Source organism: Blastococcus sp. SYSU DS0753 (genome assembly GCF_054051175.1).
This window is the reverse complement of sequence record NZ_JBJHAT010000032.1, coordinates 26,375-42,857: the sequence shown is the minus strand read 5'-3', so window position 1 is coordinate 42,857 and position 16,483 is coordinate 26,375. Positions and strand designations below refer to the sequence as shown.

The following is a 16,483-nucleotide window of genomic DNA, read 5'->3' as shown; positions in this document are numbered from 1 at the left end:
GCTTGCCTCCGGGGCGGGTGAAGGGGTCATCGGGTGCTCCCGGCGGGAGCGGCTGCGACCTCGGGCCGCAGCGGGATGCCGAAGTCGGCCAGGTGCACGACCTGGCCGGTGGTCAGGGACCGGTTGGCGGCCGCGCCGACGAGGACGCTGCGGACGCCGTCGAGCCAGCCGGCCGCCTGGCCGAGCGGGTCGGGTCGGGTGCCGGGGCGGAACAGGTCGTCGAGGAGGAGGGCGTCGCCGCCACCGTGCGCGCCGGGCCCCTCCGGCACCTGGATCCGCTGGGCGGTCTCCCAGCGGCGCTGCAGCAGCAGCTCGGTGCCCTCGGTGCGGGCACCGGAGGACGCCGGGGCCGCCTCGGGGGTGGCGCTGGGGTCGACGGCCACGCCGAACCCGCCGATGACGTCGTCGGCGGCGATCACCGCCGCCCGCTCGACCACCGACAGCTCGATCCGGCCCTCGGTGCCGTTGATGCTCACCCGGTAGCCCTCCCACGGGCCGTGGGCGTTGAGCGAGTAGCTGAGCATCGGGCCGCCGCCGTAGCCGAGCAGCAGCGCCATGTTGTCCTCGATGGTGATGCCCGGGGAGAACACGTCCTGGTCGCGGACGTAACCGTCCTCGGCCTCGGCGTCGAGGTAGAGCGCGCGCAGCCGGTCGTTCCCGGCCAGGTCGAGGGCGAACGGGTCGCGGCCGGCGTCCGGGGCGCCGTGGCTGCGCGCCGGACGTTCGCCCAGGCCCCGCTCCTTCGCGTTGGCGTCGCCGTAGAAGCGCAGGTCGCCGAGGGCGAAGACGGTCTCGGGAACCGCGTCGACCCACCAGTTGACCAGGTCGAAGTGGTGCGTGGCCTTGTGCACGAACAGGCCGCCGGACAGCGACTTGTCCCGGTGCCAGCGGCGGAAGTAGTCGGCGCCGTGGACGGAGTCCAGCACCCACTCGAAGTGCACCGAGGTGACCGCGCCGATCGCGCCCTCGGCGACGAGCCGGCGGACGGCGGCGTTCCGCGGCGAGTAGCGGTAGTTGAAGGTGACGACCAGGTCGCGCCCGCTGTCGGCGACCGCGTCCACGATCGTGGCGCAGCCCGCGGCGTCGGTGGTGAGCGGCTTCTCGCAGATGACGTCGTGCCCGGCGCGCAGCGCGCGGGAGACGTACTCCGCGTGCGTGTGGTCGACGCTGGCGACGATGACGGTGTCCGGGCGCTCGGTCTCGAGCATCGAGTCGAAGTCCTGCGGCGCGTACGCCGGCAGGGGCGCCGCGCCGGGGTGGGCCGCGGCGTACTGGCGCTGGTAGTAGGCCATGCGGACGCGGTTGGGGTCGCAGAGGGCGACCAGCCGGCCCACGTCGGCGTGGCTGCCCAGCAGCGCCGCGACGTACATCTCCGCGCGGTGGCCGGTGCCGACGATCGCGTACCTGCGCGGCGCCGGGGGCGCGGACGAGTCGGTGGAGGTCACGTCTCCCTCTCGGTGGTCGGACGGGTGGCGCGGGGGGCGGTGGGGGGGGGGGGGGGGGGGGGGGGGGGGGGGGGGGGGGGGGGGGGGGGGGGGGGGGGGGGGGGGGGGGGGCGGCCGCCCCCCCCCCCCCCCCCCCCCCCCCCCCCCCCGGCCGGTGATCAGGCGATCGCCGCCTCGACCTCGGACATGAACCGCTCGGCGGCGTCCTCCACCGAGATCTGGTCGAACAGGATCTGCTCGGTGTAGCGCTGCAGGATCGCCTGCACCTCACCCGCGCCCTGCGGGGGCAGCGCCGGCGGCTCCTGCAGGTCGGGGGTGATCTCCTCGACGAACGCGATGGCGGCCTGGCCCGGCGCGTCCAGGGACGGAGCGATCTGCTCGCGCAGCTCGGTGTTCACCGGCAGCCCGCGGTCGGCCTTGATGATCTCGACCGCCTCCTCGGAGTTGATCAGCCAGTCGAGGAACATCGCGGCCTCCTGCGGGCTCTCGCAGTCGCTGCTGATCGCCCAGAACATGGCCGGCTTGAGGTACATCCCCGTCTCGCCGTCCCCCGCCTCGGTGGGGAACCGCATCAACTGGAGCTCGCGGCCGGCTCCGGCGGTCAGCGCCGGCAGCTCGTTGGTCCACCAGAACCCGGAGGCCCCGCGGCCGGTGGCGACCAGCGCCTGGTCGACCCCGCCGTTGAAGACCTCGACCGTGGTGGAGGGCGGTGGCTCGGCGCCGGACTCCGACGCCTGCTTCTCGATGTTCCACCACTCGGCCAGCGTCTCGGCGGTGAAGCCGATCTCGCCGTTCTCGTCGAACAGCGCCTCGCCCTGCTCACGCGCGTAGATCTCGAAGTTGGTGTCGCCGCCGTTGAGGCCCATGGCCTGCATGCCGTACACCTGACCGCCCGTCGCCTCCGTGACCTGGGCGGCGGTCTCGACCATCTCCTCCCACGTCCAGGACTCGCCGTCGGGGATCTCCACCCCGGCGGTGGCGTAGGCCTGCGGGTCCACGACCACGGAGAAGGCGTTCACACCGGTGGGGATCGCGTAGGTGGCGTCGTCCACCATGCCGGTCTCGGCGACGTTCTCGTCGAGGTTGCCGGTGTCGATCGTGCCGTCCTCGATGTACGGCGTCAGGTCCAGCAGTGCGTTGCGGTCGGCGTACTCACGCACGTACCGGGTGTCCTGCTGCATGACGCAGGGCGCCTGGCCGCCGGCGGTGTTGGTGGCCAGCCTGTCCCAGTAGTCGGCGAACCCGGTGAAGTCGCCCTCGATGGTGACGCCTTCGTTCTGCGACTCGTAGAGGTCGATCAGCTCCTGCGTGGCGGCGTGCCGGGTGTCGCTCCCCCACCACGACATCCGCATCGTGACCGGCCCGTCCTCGCGGGTGGTGCCGCCGTCAGCGGCCGCGCCGCCGCCGTCGCCACCGCACGCAGCGGTGGTCAGCAGCAGCCCGAGGACGCCGCCGGTCACGCCGAGGCGGGTGGGCCAGGACGCCCGCATCCCGAATCTCTGGATCGTGTGCACGTTCCTTACCTCCTTGTAAGTGCTGTCACGTGTGCTGGGGGGTGTCACTTGAGCCCCGTGGTGGCGATGCCTCGGACGAGATAGCGCTGGCCCGCGAGGAAGAAGCCGAAGACCGGCGCCAGGGCGACGATCGACATGGCGAAGACAGGGCCCCACGGCGTCTGGCTCGTCGCGTCGACGAACGTCCGCAGGGCGACCGGGACCGTGTACATCTCGGGGTCGGTCAGGAAGATCAGCTGGCTGAAGAAGTCGTTCCAGGTCCAGATGAAGGTGAAGATCGCCGTGGTCGCCAGGGCCGGCACCGACAGCGGGATCACGATCCGCCAGAAGATCGCCCAGTGGCCGCAGCCGTCGATCCGCGCGGCCTCGTCCAGCTCGGTCGGGATGCCCCGGATGAACTGCACCATCAGGAAGATGAAGAAGCCGTCGGTGGCCAGCAGCTTCGGCACGATCAACGGCCAGAACGTGTTGATCCAGTCCAGCTCGGAGAAGAGGATGTACTGCGGGACGATCACCACGTGGATCGGCAGCATCATCGTGCCGAGCATGATCGCGAACCAGACCTTCTTGAACCGGAAGTCGAGCCGGGCGAACGCGTAGGCCGCCAGGGAGCAGGCCAGCAGGTTCCCGATGATCGAACCGGCGACGATGATCAGCGAGTTCCAGATGTAGTGGCCGAAGTCCCGGGGCAGCGCCGTCCAGCCCTCGGGGTAGTTCTGCGCGGTGACGCGCTCGGGGATCAGCCCCGTCTGGCTGAAGATGTCCTCGGTGAACTTGAACGAGCTCGAGAGCATCCACAGCAGCGGGTAGAGCATGAGCAGCGCGCCCAGGATGAGGACGGTGTGCGCCAGCCAGCGCGGCCGCTGCTTCTTCCGACGGTCGGGCAGCTTCTCCGTGGCAGCCACAGGGGGGGCCACGGTCAGGTCAGTCGCCATAGAACACCCAGTACTTCGATGCGAGGAAGTTGATCGCGGTCAGCCCACCGACGATGAGCAGGAGGAACCAGGCGAGCGCGGACGCGTAGCCCATGTCGAAGTTCCCGAAGCCGCGCTGGTAGAGGTAGAGCGTGTAGAACAGCGTCGAGTCGGCCGGGCCACCGGTGCCGCCGCTGACGATGAACGCCTGCGTGAAGGTCTGGAACGCGTTGATCGTCTGCAGCACGAGGTTGAAGAAGATGATCGGCGAGAGCAGCGGCAGGGTGACCTGGAAGAACTGCCGGACCTTCCCCGCGCCGTCCAGGGACGCCGCCTCGTAGTACATCGTCGGGATCTGCCGCAGGCCGGCCAGGAAGATGACCATCGGGGCACCGAACGTCCAGACGTTCAGGACGATCAGCGTGCCGAGGGCGTAGTCGGGGTCGGAGACCCAGCCGGGCGGGTTGTCGAACCCGACGAACCGGAGCACCTGGTTGAGCAGGCCGTCGGAGCCGAAGATCTGCCGCCACAGGATGGCGATCGCGACGCTCCCGCCGATCAGCGACGGCAGGTAGTAGATGGACCGGTACAGCGCGAGGCCGCGCAGGCCGCGGTCGAGGATCATCGCCAGGAACAGCGCGAACGCCAGCTGCAGCGGCACCGAGACGACGACGTAGGTGAACGTGACCTTGAGCGACTGGTAGAAGCGCGGGTCGTCGAACATCCGCTCGAAGTTGGCCAGCCCGACCCACTCCGGCGAGCCGATGAGGCTGTAGTCGGTGAAGGACAGGTAGGCCGACGCCAGGATGGGGCCGGCGGTGATGAACAGCAGGCCGGCGAACCACGGTGCGAGGAACAGGTAGGGCACCAGCCGGCCGGACTGCCTGCTGCGCCGCCGCTTTCCGGGCGACGACGCGTTGCGCCCCCCGGGGGGAGCCTCGTCGTGCGGGCGTGCACGCGACGAGACGTCGAGCGTGGACGACACGGGCTCTCACCTCTCTGCAGAGCTCGGCGGACGGGTTCGCCCGGTGGACGGAGTGCAGTGCATCACACTTGGTAAGCGCTTTCTAGAGCCTTCCGCGACGACCTGCTTCCGCCACGAGCCGGCGGCTGCACCCCCCGCGAGGAGCTGTGCGGTGAGTCACAGTGTGGCAAGCGCTTTCTAACGAACCGCCGAAACCATGTCAATGGGTCGATCCGGCGCAGATCACCGCGCGCGCTTCCCGCACCGCGCTGACCTGCGTATTTGTCTCCACAAGGAGCCGGGGGGCCGCAGCCACGGGGGCGCGTCGTCGGCAACCCCTTTCCAGCGCAGGTGACCGTCGCTACGCTCGGCAGCGCTGCGGCCCACCGGGCGACCGCACTGGGTGGAACGGGGGAACGGTGTCGGAGACGTCCGGGCCGGCCGGCCGCGTGGTCCTCGTCGGAGCCCACGGCCACGGGCGCTGGCACCTGCAGAACCTCCGTCGCCTGAGCGCCTCCAGCGGGATCCGGCTGGTCGGGATCTGCGACCCCCGGCCGCTCGACGACGAGCTGGCCGAGCTGGCCGGTGACGTGCCGGTGTCCCCGGCCCTGGATGACCTGCTCACCCGCGTGGCCCCCGACGTCACGATCATCTGCACCCCGATCCACACCCACACGGACCTGTCGCTGACCGCGGCCAGGGCCGGCAGCCACGTGCTGCTGGAGAAGCCGCCGGCGCCCACCATGGCGGACTTCGAGCGCCTGGTCGCCGGCATCGAGGCGACCGGCATGGCCTGCCAGGTCGGTTTCCAGAGCCTGGGCTCGGCGGCCATCGGGCGGGTGCGCTCGCTCGTGGCCGAGGGGGCGATCGGCTCGCTCCGGGGCGTGGGCGGCGCCTGCGCCTGGGTCCGGGACGCCTCCTACTACGACCGGGCCCCCTGGGCCGGCCGGCGCACCGTCGACGGGGTCCCGGTGGTGGACGGCGCCCTGACCAACCCGTTCGCCCACGCCGTCGCCACCGCGCTGGCGCTCACCGGGGCGACCGGCCCCGGCTCGCTGGCCGCCATCGAGGTGGAGCTCTACCGGGCGAACCCGATCGAGGCCGACGACACCTCCTGCCTGCGGGTGCGGACCGCCGACGGCGTGACCATCGTCATCGCGGCCACGCTGGCCGCCGAGCGCCCCCGCGACCCCCAACTGGTGGTCCACGGCTCGGCCGGCCGGATCACGCTGTCCTACAAGACCGGCACGGTGCGGCTGCAGGCCGGCGAGGTGGACGAGACGACGACGCACCCGAGCACCGACCTGCTGGAGAGCCTGCTGGCGCACATCGCCGACCGCAGCGTTCCGCTCCTCGTGCCGCCGGCGCAGACCCACTCCTTCATGCGCATCGTCGAGGCGGTCCGCTGCGCGCCGGACCCGATCGAGATCCCGGCCCACCACCGGCGGAGCGAGGGCGCGGGCCCGGCCCGCCACCAGGTCGTGCCCGGGATCGACCAACTGGTCGACGACGCCGCCGAGCAGCTGCGGCTGTTCTCCGAGCTCGACGCGCCGTGGGCCCGGCCCGGCACGCGCACCGGTCTGCCGACCGGCGCGGCGGGAGCCTGACGATGGCGCTCAAGGGGGTCCACCAGGGCCACGTCCCGGAGCACCCGGTGCCGGCGGGCAGGACGCTCGCCACGCTTCGGGTCGGCGACGTCGTCGTCGCCACCTACTGCGACGGCGCCGACCTGCCGGCGGTCCTGGCCCCCCGGCCGTTCCTGCACCCGGTGACCACGTTGTCCGGCCGCCCGGTGACCGACGCCCAGCCCGAGGACCACCGGTGGCACCTGGGCGTCTCGGTGACCCTGCAGGACGTCGGGGGGGCCAACATCTGGGGCGGTCGGACGTACCTGGCCGGGGAGGGGTACACGTGGCGGGCCGACCACGGCCGGCAGCTGCACACCGGCTGGCGCTCCCGGGACGCCACGGGGTTCACCGAGACCCTCGAGTGGCGCGGGCCCCGCGGCGAGGTCCTGCTCACCGAGGAGCGCACCCTCCGGGCACGCGCGGCCGACCTGCCGGGCGGGTGGACCCTCGACCTCTCCACCCGCCTGTGCAACGCGACGGGTGCGCAGCTGCAGCTGGGCAGCCCGGCCACCCACGGGCGGTCCGGGGCCGGGTACGGCGGGCTGTTCTGGCGGCTGCCCACCGCGCCGGACGCGCGGGTCGCCACCGCGGACGCCGAGGGGGAGGATGCCGTGCACGGCGCGGTGGCGCCCTGGGTGGCGTACTCCGCCGGCGGTCCGGATCCTGTGACGGTGGCGCTGGCCGGGCTCGATGACCAGGCACGGGCAGACCCGTGGTTCGTCCGGGTCGCCGACTACCCGGGCCTGGGCTCGCAACTGGCCGCCGAGCGGCCGGTGCTGCTCGCCCCCGGCGAGGAGACCACCCGGAGCTTCCGCGCCCTGATCGCCGACGGGACGCCCGGGCCCGACGGCATCACCCGCGCGCTGACCGCCGCCGCCGAGGACGGGCCGTGACCACCCCGCCGCAGGAACCCGCCCGCCGCAAGCCGGGTCCGGGCGCCGCCGGGCCCGACGGTGCCCGGCGGGCCGGTCCGGTCCTGCTCGCCGAGGTCGCCGCCCAGGCCGGCGTCTCGCTGGCCACCGCCTCGCGGGTGCTCAGCGGCAGCCGCTCGGTGGGCGAGCCGCACCGCGGACGGGTGCTGGCCGCCGCCCGCGAGCTGCAGTACACGCCGAATGCACAGGCGCAGGCCGTGGCCCGCGGGGCGAGCAACGTCGTCGGGCTGATCATCCACGACGTCCTCGACCCGTACTTCTCCAGCATCGCCCGGGGTGTCATGCGGCACGTCGAGGAGCGGGAGCTGGTCGTCCTGCTGGCCAGCACGCACAGCGACCTCCAGCGCGAGCTGGAGTTCGTGGCCACCATGCGCTCGCACCGCTCGCGCGCGCTGATCATCTGCGGCAGCCGCACCACGGACCGGGCCCACAACGAACGGCTGGCCAAGGAGCTCGACGGCTACACGGCCGCCGGTGGCCGCGCCGCGGTCATCAGCCAGAACCGGCTGGGAACGCACGCGGTCGTGCCGCAGAACCGCGCCGGCGCGCGGAAGCTGGCCCGGGAGCTGTGCCGCCTCGGGCACCGGGAGTTCGCCGTGCTCGCCGGGCCGACGGGCCTGCTGGCGTCCCGCGACCGGGTCGCCGGGTTCCGCGACGGGCTGGCCGACGAGGGGGTTCCCCCCGGGAACATGCAGGTGCTGCACGGGGCCTTCACGCACGAGGGCGGCGAGGAGATGGTCACCCGGCTGGTAGAGGACGGGCTCCGGGCCAGTTGCATCTTCGCCGTCAACGACGTGATGGCGCTCGGTGCGCTCTCGGGTCTGCGGAAAGCGGGTGTCGACGTGCCCGGTGACGTCTCGCTGGCCGGCTTCGACGACATCCCCACCCTGCGCGACGTCGTCCCGGCGCTCACCTCGGTGCGGCTCCCGCTGGAGGAGATGGGGGTCCAGGCCGCCCAGCTCGCTCTCGACGCCGAACCGGACGCCGAGCCGCGCAGCGTGAAGGTCCACGCCGAGGTGGTGCTGCGCGACAGCACCCGCCGGCTGCGCTGAGGCGACGTGTCCCCGGACCCGGCCGCACCGTCGGCCGCCGATCGCGGCGTCAAGCGCGAGCGGGTCCTGCGCCTGCTCCGCGACGCCGGGCGCGAGCGCCTCGTGCTGACCAGCGTCGGTGCGCTGGCCTGGTACCTCGACGGCGCCCGGCCGGCCGTCCGCCTCTCCGCGGAACGCGGCGTCCTCGCGGTCGTCGTGGACGCCGACGGGGACGCCGTGATCGTGCCCGGGAACGAGGTGGACCGGCTCCGCGCCGAGGAGCTGCCCGCGGCGGTCGACGTCCGGGTGACCGACTGGTGGGCCCCGCTGCTGGGGCCCGAGCTCGCGCCGGGCGCACCGGGAGTCCTGCACGAGGACGAGCCGGCGGCCGCCGAGGGGCTCCGGGCGGCCCGGGCGGCGCTGCTGCCGGCCGAGCGGGAGCGGTACCGGGCGCTGGGCCGGGACGCCGCGGAGGCGCTCACCACGGCCGCGTTGCGGCTGCACCCGCGGATGCCCGAGCGGGAGGCGGCCGCGCTGCTCGCCGGCGAGCTCGTCGCCCGGGGCGCCGATCCGGTGGTCGTGCTGGTCGCCGGGGAGGATCGGCTGCCCTTCCGCCACGCGCTGCCCACCGCCGGGCCGCTGGGCCACCGGGTGATGCTCGTCGTCTGCGCCCGGCGCCACGGGCTGATCGCCAACGCCACCCGGTGGGTCCGCCTGGGCGGGCCGGGCCGGGAGGACGCCGGCGCGGCCGCCCGCATCCGGGAGGTCGAGACGGCCTTCCTCGCCGCGACGGTCCCCGGCCGGACGGTGGGCGACGCCCTGGCCGCCGGCATCGCCGCGTACGCCGCCGCCGGGTTCCGCGCCGACGAGTGGACCCGGCACCACCAGGGCGGGCCGACGGGCTACTGGGGGCGCGACCCGGTCGCCACGCCCGGCAGCCGCGTCCCGGTGGTCCTCCACCAGGCGTTCGCCTGGAACCCGTCGGCCCCCGGGGTCAAGGCCGAGGACACGGTGCTGCTGGGCCCCGACGGCCTCGAGGTGCTGACCACCGACGGGGTGTGGCCGCAGACGCCCGATGCGCTCGGGCTGCCGCGCCCCGACGTCCTCGTGCGCTGACCGCCCGGGAGCCCGCGAGGGCGCCGTCCCCCCGGCATGGCCGGGGGGACGGCGCCCTCACCTCGGGACGGCGCTCAGCGGAGCTCGCCGCTGCCGGCCCCGGCCCGCACCAGCCCGGGCACGGCGGACGTCGGGTCGAGGCGCTCGACGAAGGCCGGCGTCCAGCTCACCGTGGTCGGGATGTCCGGGTCGTGGGCGGCGTTGTAGGCCTCGACCAGGCTCACCCGGCCGTTCCCGCCCCCGCGGACGAGGGTGCCGGACTCCGCGAGCCCGGCGTCGGTGAGCCGGTCACCGCGCCAGTCCTCGACGATGTCGGCGCGGTCGATCGCCGGGTGCAGGAGGAAGGCGTTGTTCTCCGCGATGATCTCGGCCTCGACCCCGACCCCCCACGTGTAGCTGTAGTACTCGGGGTTGGTGACGACGTACAGGTTGTTGTAGACGTGCACGTCGCCGTACCGCACCCGCGGTGCCCGCTGGCCGATGTCCTGCCAGAGGTTGTGGTGGAAGGTGACCCGGAGCGTGCCGCGGTCGCTGGTCCGGCTGTTCGAGGAGCCGATCAGGTTGGTCTTGTCGTGGTCGAGGAACTCGTTCCACGAGACGGTGACCAGGTCGGCGCCGTTGGTGATGTCCAGCAGCCCGTCGTGCACCTCGAAGCGTGCGCCGTGGACGGTGGGCAGCGACTCCGGGGGGTTGCGCCCGTCGTCGAAGGTGTTGTGGTCGACCCAGACGTGGGTGGACTCGGCGATCCACAGGTTGTCGTAGTCGGCGTTCCAGGCCCCGGCGTCGCCGTCGGTCGGGTCCCAGGCGGTGAAGCAGTCGTAGGCGTCGGACAGCCGCAGGTTGCGGATGATCACGTTGTCGGAGCCCCGGACCGTGAGCGCCGCCCCGACGATCCCGGCGTCCCGGCCGACGCCCACGATGGTGACGTTCGAGCCGACGTACTGGCGGATCTGGGCGTTCTGCACGGCTGCCGACGCCGCCCGGGCGTCCTCGAGCGGGCCGGCGGGCTCGGTCTCGGTCCCCCACACCTCCGGCGCGTAGGCGTCGATGTAGTCCTGCATGTCGAAGCCCTCGACCTCGTAGGCGGCGCAGTCGACAGCGCCGTCGGGTGTGCGCAGGTTCGCGTCGAGCACCCCGTGCACGTAGACGATGCGCGGGGTCGTGTCGCCGCGTGCGGCGTCGCCCCCGAGCGCCGCGCGGAACTCCTCCCAGGTGTCGACGTGGAAGACGTGGTCGGCGCTCGCGGCCCGGCCCCCCGTCGTGCCGCCCTCGGCCGCGGCCCAGCCGTCCTGCGGGCCGAGCGCCTCCCGGCCCAGATCGCCGCCGCGCGCGGAGGCCGCGCCGGTCGGGAGGAGTGTGACGAGCAGTGCTCCGGCGGCTCCGGCGACCACCGCGCGATGGAACGGACGCATGCGGGACTCCCTCGGGAAATCGCTTTCTGTGGCGTGCGCCACACTAGGTAAAGCGCTTTCCCGGTGTCAACGGTCGTCCGCGCGGCGTGCGTCAGCCCTGCGCGGCACCGGATCGGGACGCCGCCCACTCCGCCACCGCGGCGGCGGTGGTGGCGCGCAGCAGCTCTGCCGCCCGGCGGAGCGCGTCGTCCACGCCCTCCGCCCGGGCCGCCAGGGCGTGCGCCGCCCGGATTCCGGCGGCCCGCAGCAGGTCGGGCGGGGCGCTCACCTGACCCGCGACCGCCACCACGTCCGCCCCGTGCTGCCGGGCCAGGCGGGCGACCCCCAGCGGCGCCTTGCCGGCCAGGCTCTGCTCGTCCAGGTGCCCTTCGCCGATGAGCACCAGGTCTGCCCCGCGGACGACGGCCGGGAGGTCGAGCAGCTCCAGCAGCAGGTCGATGCCCGACGCCGCCCGGGCCCCGAGGAACGCCATCCCGCCGACGCCCAGCCCCCCGGCGGCGCCGGCGCCGGGCCGGGCGGCGAGATCGCCGCCGCGCATCGCCGCCAGCCGGTCCCCGTAGACGGCCAGGGCGGCATCGAGCTCGGCCACGGTCGCCGGGTCGGCCCCCTTCTGCGGTGCGAACACCGCGGCAGCGCCTGCCGGACCGGTGAGCGGGTTGTCCACGTCGCAGGCGAGCACGGCGTCCACCTCGCGCAGGCGGTGGTCGAGCCCGGCGGTGTCCACGGTTCCCAGCTCCGCCAGCGCCGCCCCTCCCGGGGGGAGCTCCCGCCCGGACGCGTCGAGCATCCGGGCGCCGAGGGCGACGGCCATGCCGACCCCGCCGTCGGTGGTCGCGCTGCCGCCGAGCCCCAGCACGAACCTGCGGTAGCCCAGGTCCAGGCCCGCGGTGATCAGCTGCCCCACGCCGTACGTCGTCGCCGTGCGGGCGGTGGCCGGTCCGGGCTGCGGCACGTGCCGCAGCCCGCACGCCTGCGCCGTCTCGACGTAGACCGTGTCGCCGATGATCGCCAGGTCCGCGTCGACCTCTCCGCCCACCGGGCCGGTGACCCTGCGGCGGACCAGCCGCGCCCCGGCCCGGCGCAGGACGTCGACGGTCCCGTCGCCACCGTCGGCCACCGGGACGGCGACGACCCGGCAGTCCGGTAGCGCGTCCCGGCAGCCGGCAGCCATGGCGTCCGCCGCCGCGGCGGCGGTCAGGCTGCCCTTGAACTTGTCGGGGGCGACGACGATCGAGACCTGGGTCACGCACCGAAGGCTAAGGCAACCGCTTTCCCTGCGGTGGGATCCACGAACCGCTTCCCCCATGGATATCTCAGCGCTAAGGTTTCATCCCATGAGTACGCGCCGGGTCCGCATCGGCATCGACACCGGCGGGACGTTCACCGACGTCGTCGCCGTGGACGAGGAGACCGGTCGGACGACCACCACCAAGACCCCTTCCACCCCCGCCGACCCGGCCGAGGGCTTCCTCACCGGTGTCCGCAAGGTCCTCGACCTCATGGGGCTGACCGGCGAGGCGGTCACCGCCGTCAGCCACGGGACGACGGTCGCGACCAACCAGCTGCTCGAGGGCAAGCTCGACCGGCTGGGCTTCATCACCACCGAGGGCTACGAGTCGGTGCTGGAGATCGCCCGTCAGTCGGTGCCCGACGGCTACGGCAACAGCTACTTCTGGGTCAAGCCGCCCCGCATCGTCCCGGCCGATCTGGTGCACACCGTCCGCGGGCGGCTGGACCACACCGGCGCCGAGGTGCGCCCCTTCGACGAGGAGGACGCCCGCGCCGCGGCCCGGTTCTTCCGCGAGGCCGGCATCTCGACGATCGGGGTCTGCTTCCTGCACGCCTACGCGGACGACGCGCACGAGCGCCGCATGCTCGAGGTGCTCCGCGAGGAGCACCCGGACGCCGTGGTGAGCATCAGCTCCCAGGTGCTGCGCGAGTACCGCGAGTACGAGCGGTCGGTGACCACGCTGGTCGACGCCGCCGTCAAGCCCAAGGTGGGCGCCTACGTCACCAACATCCGCACCCGGCTCGACGAGATCGCGCCCGGCGTGCCGTTCTACGTGATGAAGAGCAACGGCGGCGTGCTGTCGGCCGCGGAGGTCGTGCACCAGCCGATCACCACGATGCTCTCCGGCCCCGCCGCCGGCGCGCTCGGTGCCGCGCTGATCGCGGGCACCGCCGGGTTCGACCGGGTGCTCACCTGCGACGGCGGTGGCACCTCCACCGACGTCACCGTGGTCATCGACGGCGAGCCCGCGCTCACCACCGAGGGCTCGGTCGGCGACTACCCCAGCAAGATCCCGATGATCGACGTCGTCACCGTCGGCGCCGGCGGCGGCTCGATCGCCTGGCTCTCGCCCGAGGGCACGCTCAAGGTGGGCCCGAAGTCGGCCGGCGCCGACCCCGGCCCGATCTGCTACCCGAACGGCGGCGACCAGCCGACCGTGACCGACGCGCACGTCGTCCTGGGCCGGATCCCCCCGCACCTGCTGGGCGGGGAGATCCCGCTGTCGGTCGACGCGGCGCGGGCCGGGCTGGAGCAGCTCGGCGCGAAACTGGACCTCTCCCTGGAGCGCACCGCGACCGGGATCCTGGAGATCTCCGCGTGGAACCAGGCCAACGCGCTGCGCCAGGTGACGGTCGCCAAGGGCCTCGACGTCCGCGACTTCACGCTGACCACCTTCGGCGGCTCCGGCTCCCTGCTGGCGTGCCGGCTCATGGACATCCTCAACCTGCCGCGCACGCTGGTGCCGCCGAACCCGGGCAACGTCAGCGCGTTCGGCCTGCTCACCGTCGACGTCCGCAACGACTACGTGCAGACCGTGATCAGCAAGCACGTCGACCTCGACCTGGCCCGGGTGCGCGCGGTCTACGCCGACCTCGAGGCCCAGGCGCAGGAGGCGCTGGACGGCGAGGGCTTCGCCCGCGACGCCCAGCGCATGCAGCGGACGGCGGACCTGCGCTACGTCGGCCAGGCGTTCGAGGTGCGCGTGCCGGTCGCCGAGGGCGAGCTGGACGCGGCGGCCACCGAGCAGGTCGCCGAGGCGTTCCACGCCGCACACCGCCAGCTCTACGGCTACGACTTCGCCGACGACCCGCGCCAGGCCGTGGAGTGGGTCAACCTCCGCGTGAGCGGCATCGGCCCGATCCGCCGGCCCGACCTGGTCGAGCTGGCGCCCGGGAACGGCGGGACGGACCGGGCCGTCACGGGTTCGCGTCCCGTCTTCTTCGACGACTGGGTGGAGACGCCCACGTACAACCGCCCCGACCTCGCCCCCGGTGACGTGGTCAGCGGCCCGGCGATCGTCGAGGAGTTCGGCTCCACCGTCCCGGTGCACCCGGGCTTCACCGCCACCGTGGACAGCTACGGCAACCTGATCCTCACGAAGGAGTCGGACCAGTGACGACGTTCCCCACCGGTCCCCTGAACGCCACGAAGGTCGACGCCGACCCCGTCCTCGTCGAGATCGTCGCCGGCACGCTGGCCGCGATCGAGAAGGAGGTCGAGACCTCCATCGGCCGGACCTCCCGCTCGCCGATGATCCGGGATGCGCACGACTTCCGGGCCGGCATCCACGACCGGAACCTGCGCAAGCTCACCGGCCGCTCGTACTCGGCGCTCGTGCACCCCGTGGTGCGCGACTACCCGATCGAGACGATGAACCCCGGGGACGTCTACTTCCACAACGACGTCTACGCCTCCGAGGGCGGGATCGGCCACCTGCCCGACCTCTGCGTGACGGTGCCCGTGTTCGCGCACGTGGACGGCGCCGAGCGCGTCGTCGCCTTCATCCAGGCGTTCGGCCACCACGACGACATCGGCGGCGCGGTGCCCGGGTCCATGCCGAGCGCGGCGACCAGCGTGTACGAGGAGGGCCTGATGGTCCCCCCGATCAAGCTGTGGGACCGCGGCGTGCCCAACGAGAGCGCGCTGAAGATCATGACCCGCAACTCGCGGATGCCCGACTCGCTCGCCGCCGACCTCGACGCCGAGTGCTCGGCCTGCCTGGCCGGTGCCCGGCGCCTGGGCGAGCTGTTCGACCGGTACGGGGTGCCGGCGGTGGAGGCCTCGTTCGACGCGATCCTCGACAGCTCCACGGAGGTCTACCGGCGGGAGATCCTCAGCCAGATCCCCGACGGCACCTACGTGTGGGAGGACTACGCCGAGCACGACGGCGTCGAGGAGCCGCAGCTGCACCGCCAGCGGATCACGCTGACCATGGACTCCACCAAGGAGACCCCGCTGGTCATCGACTTCACCGGCACCGGCCCGCAGGCCAAGGGCCCGATCAACCACTGCGGTGACTACGCCGACGGCAACTTCCTCAAGAAGTGGCTGGCGCCGATCCTGCGCAATCTGGCCGAGAGCCCCGAGCGCATGGCCCAGCTGGACGTCAACGAGGGCGTCGTCCCGCTGATCGAGATGCGGTTCCCGGAGAAGGGCACGCTGCTCACCCCGATCTTCCCCGCACCCACCAACGCGCGGACGTTCGTGATCCTGCGGCTGCTCGGCGTCCTGGCCGGGGTGCTGGCCAAGGCCACCGGCGGCCGGATGCCGGCCGACCAGGAGACGATCCGCTACACCGGCGTCTACGGCACGGACTTCGACGGGCAGCCGTACTTGATGCGGGAGGTGCTGGGCGGCGGCTCGGGCGGGCGGTACTACGCCGACGGCGAGGACACGATCCACGTCGTCCCGGACTCCCGGAACCTGCCCACCGAGTTCACCGAGGGCCGCTTCCCGCTGCGGGTGGAGCGGCTGGGCCTGGCGATGGACTCGGGTGGCCCGGGCCGCTACCGCGGCGGCTGCGGCTACGAGAAGCACATCCGCGTGCTGCGCGATGCGCACTTCATGTCGATCGCCGACCGCTCGATCCTCGCCTGCTGGGGGGTCAAGGGCGGCAAGGCCGGGCGGCCGTTCCAGATCACCGTCGACCCGGGCGGCCCCGACGAGCACGAGGTCGATGCGCTGGCCGACGCCGAGCCGCTCAAGGCCGGCACGGTGGTGCGCATCCGGACCACCGGCGGCGGCGGCTGGGGGGACCCGCTGGACCGCCCGGTCGACGAGGTGCTGCGGGACATCGCCTGGCGCAAGGTGTCGGTCGAGGGCGCGCGGGCGGACTACGGCGTGGTCGTCCTCGAGGACGGCACGGCGGACCCGGCCGCCACCGAGGAGCTGCGCGCGTCGATGCGGGCCGCCCGCACGGGCGAGGAGCCGTTCTTCGACCGCGGCCCGGGCTACGCCACCCTCTCCGGCGGCGCGGCGTTCAACGAGTTCGACCTCCTCTAGAGGCCCAGGCGAAGGAAGCTATGCATGTGGTTCGGCGACCGATTCCGCATGCATAGCTTCCTTTGCCTGCGCGGTCCTCGCCGGTGGGGCAGGCTCCGGGCATGACCGAACCGCGCGAGGACGACGAACAGCCGAACAACCTGCGGCCCGGCCAGTACGACGAGGGCGGCCACGGCGGCATGGCCACCCGCGAGCTCGACGCCGAGAAGGCGGACGAGAACCGGGCCGACTGAG

The 16,483-nt window shown here is 73.3% G+C and carries 13 protein-coding genes; 7 read left to right on the top strand and 6 right to left on the bottom strand.

Annotated elements, in window-relative coordinates; all coding sequences use genetic code 11:
- Positions 1–26: 26 nt before the first annotated feature.
- From ACI799_RS18825 to ACI799_RS18810, 4 genes are all read right to left on the bottom strand, one after another.
- The gene (locus tag ACI799_RS18825) at positions 27–1,445 is read right to left on the bottom strand and encodes a Gfo/Idh/MocA family protein (protein ID WP_456613677.1); all 1,419 of its coding nucleotides are present in this window, start codon (positions 1,443–1,445) and stop codon (positions 27–29) included.
- Positions 1,446–1,603: 158 nt separating this feature from the next.
- Positions 1,604–2,959 carry an ABC transporter substrate-binding protein gene (locus tag ACI799_RS18820; protein ID WP_456589788.1) on the bottom strand — a complete coding sequence of 452 codons (1,356 nt, stop codon included), beginning with the start codon at positions 2,957–2,959 and terminating at the stop codon, positions 1,604–1,606.
- A gap of 44 nt (positions 2,960–3,003) precedes the next feature.
- On the bottom strand, positions 3,004–3,864 hold the full coding sequence (locus tag ACI799_RS18815) for a carbohydrate ABC transporter permease (protein WP_456589789.1): 861 nt from the start codon (positions 3,862–3,864) through the stop codon (positions 3,004–3,006).
- Positions 3,865–3,883: 19 nt separating this feature from the next.
- A complete protein-coding gene (locus ACI799_RS18810; RefSeq protein ID WP_456589790.1) occupies positions 3,884–4,858 on the bottom strand; it encodes a carbohydrate ABC transporter permease in 975 nt (324 codons plus the stop codon).
- 398 nt (positions 4,859–5,256) lie between these two features.
- Here ACI799_RS18810 and ACI799_RS18805 point away from each other — a divergent pair, with 398 nt between their 5' ends.
- From ACI799_RS18805 to ACI799_RS18790, 4 genes are read left to right on the top strand one after another with little or no spacing between them, the layout of a single operon-like run.
- On the top strand, positions 5,257–6,444 hold the full coding sequence (locus tag ACI799_RS18805) for a Gfo/Idh/MocA family protein (protein WP_456613676.1): 1,188 nt from the start codon (positions 5,257–5,259) through the stop codon (positions 6,442–6,444).
- Positions 6,445–6,446: 2 nt separating this feature from the next.
- Positions 6,447–7,358, top strand: a complete 912-nt coding sequence (locus ACI799_RS18800) for a DUF6807 domain-containing protein (RefSeq protein WP_456613675.1) — start codon at positions 6,447–6,449, stop codon at positions 7,356–7,358.
- Positions 7,355–8,449 (top strand): LacI family DNA-binding transcriptional regulator, encoded by a 1,095-nt coding sequence (locus ACI799_RS18795; protein ID WP_456589793.1) that lies wholly within the window; start codon positions 7,355–7,357, stop codon positions 8,447–8,449. Before ACI799_RS18800 ends, ACI799_RS18795 begins: the two co-directional genes overlap by 4 nt.
- A gap of 6 nt (positions 8,450–8,455) precedes the next feature.
- The gene (locus ACI799_RS18790; protein ID WP_456589794.1) at positions 8,456–9,544 is read left to right on the top strand and encodes a M24 family metallopeptidase; all 1,089 of its coding nucleotides are present in this window, start codon (positions 8,456–8,458) and stop codon (positions 9,542–9,544) included.
- Between the two features lie 74 nt (positions 9,545–9,618).
- On the opposite strand, the gene ACI799_RS18785 is transcribed toward ACI799_RS18790, so the two are convergent.
- Positions 9,619–10,956 (bottom strand): pectate lyase family protein, encoded by a 1,338-nt coding sequence (locus tag ACI799_RS18785; RefSeq protein WP_456589795.1) that lies wholly within the window; start codon positions 10,954–10,956, stop codon positions 9,619–9,621.
- Between the two features lie 91 nt (positions 10,957–11,047).
- The gene (locus ACI799_RS18780; protein ID WP_456613674.1) at positions 11,048–12,202 is read right to left on the bottom strand and encodes a glycerate kinase; all 1,155 of its coding nucleotides are present in this window, start codon (positions 12,200–12,202) and stop codon (positions 11,048–11,050) included.
- 88 nt (positions 12,203–12,290) lie between these two features.
- Between ACI799_RS18780 and ACI799_RS18775 the strand changes: the two genes are divergently transcribed.
- The 3 genes from ACI799_RS18775 to ACI799_RS18765 all read left to right on the top strand — a co-directional run bounded on the left by ACI799_RS18775 (position 12,291) and on the right by ACI799_RS18765 (position 16,482).
- Entirely contained in the window at positions 12,291–14,363 is a 2,073-nt protein-coding gene (locus tag ACI799_RS18775) for a hydantoinase/oxoprolinase family protein (protein WP_456613673.1), read from the top strand.
- A complete protein-coding gene (locus ACI799_RS18770) occupies positions 14,360–16,249 on the top strand; it encodes a hydantoinase B/oxoprolinase family protein (protein ID WP_456589798.1) in 1,890 nt (629 codons plus the stop codon). The genes ACI799_RS18775 and ACI799_RS18770 overlap by 4 nt, the downstream gene beginning before the upstream one ends.
- Positions 16,250–16,350: 101 nt before the next feature.
- Positions 16,351–16,482 (top strand): hypothetical protein, encoded by a 132-nt coding sequence (locus ACI799_RS18765; protein ID WP_456613672.1) that lies wholly within the window; start codon positions 16,351–16,353, stop codon positions 16,480–16,482.
- The last annotated feature ends 1 nt before the right edge of the window (position 16,483 follow it).

What these genes read in the sequence shown, in the direction of transcription:
- ACI799_RS18800 (WP_456613675.1), top strand. Translation starts at nt 6,447, where the DNA reads ATGGCGCTCAAGGGGGTCCACCAGGGCCACGTCCCGGAGCACCCGGTG.
- ACI799_RS18785 (WP_456589795.1), bottom strand. Translation starts at nt 10,956, where the DNA reads ATGCGTCCGTTCCATCGCGCGGTGGTCGCCGGAGCCGCCGGAGCACTG.
- ACI799_RS18775 (WP_456613673.1), top strand. Translation starts at nt 12,291, where the DNA reads ATGAGTACGCGCCGGGTCCGCATCGGCATCGACACCGGCGGGACGTTC.
- ACI799_RS18765 (WP_456613672.1), top strand. Translation starts at nt 16,351, where the DNA reads ATGACCGAACCGCGCGAGGACGACGAACAGCCGAACAACCTGCGGCCC.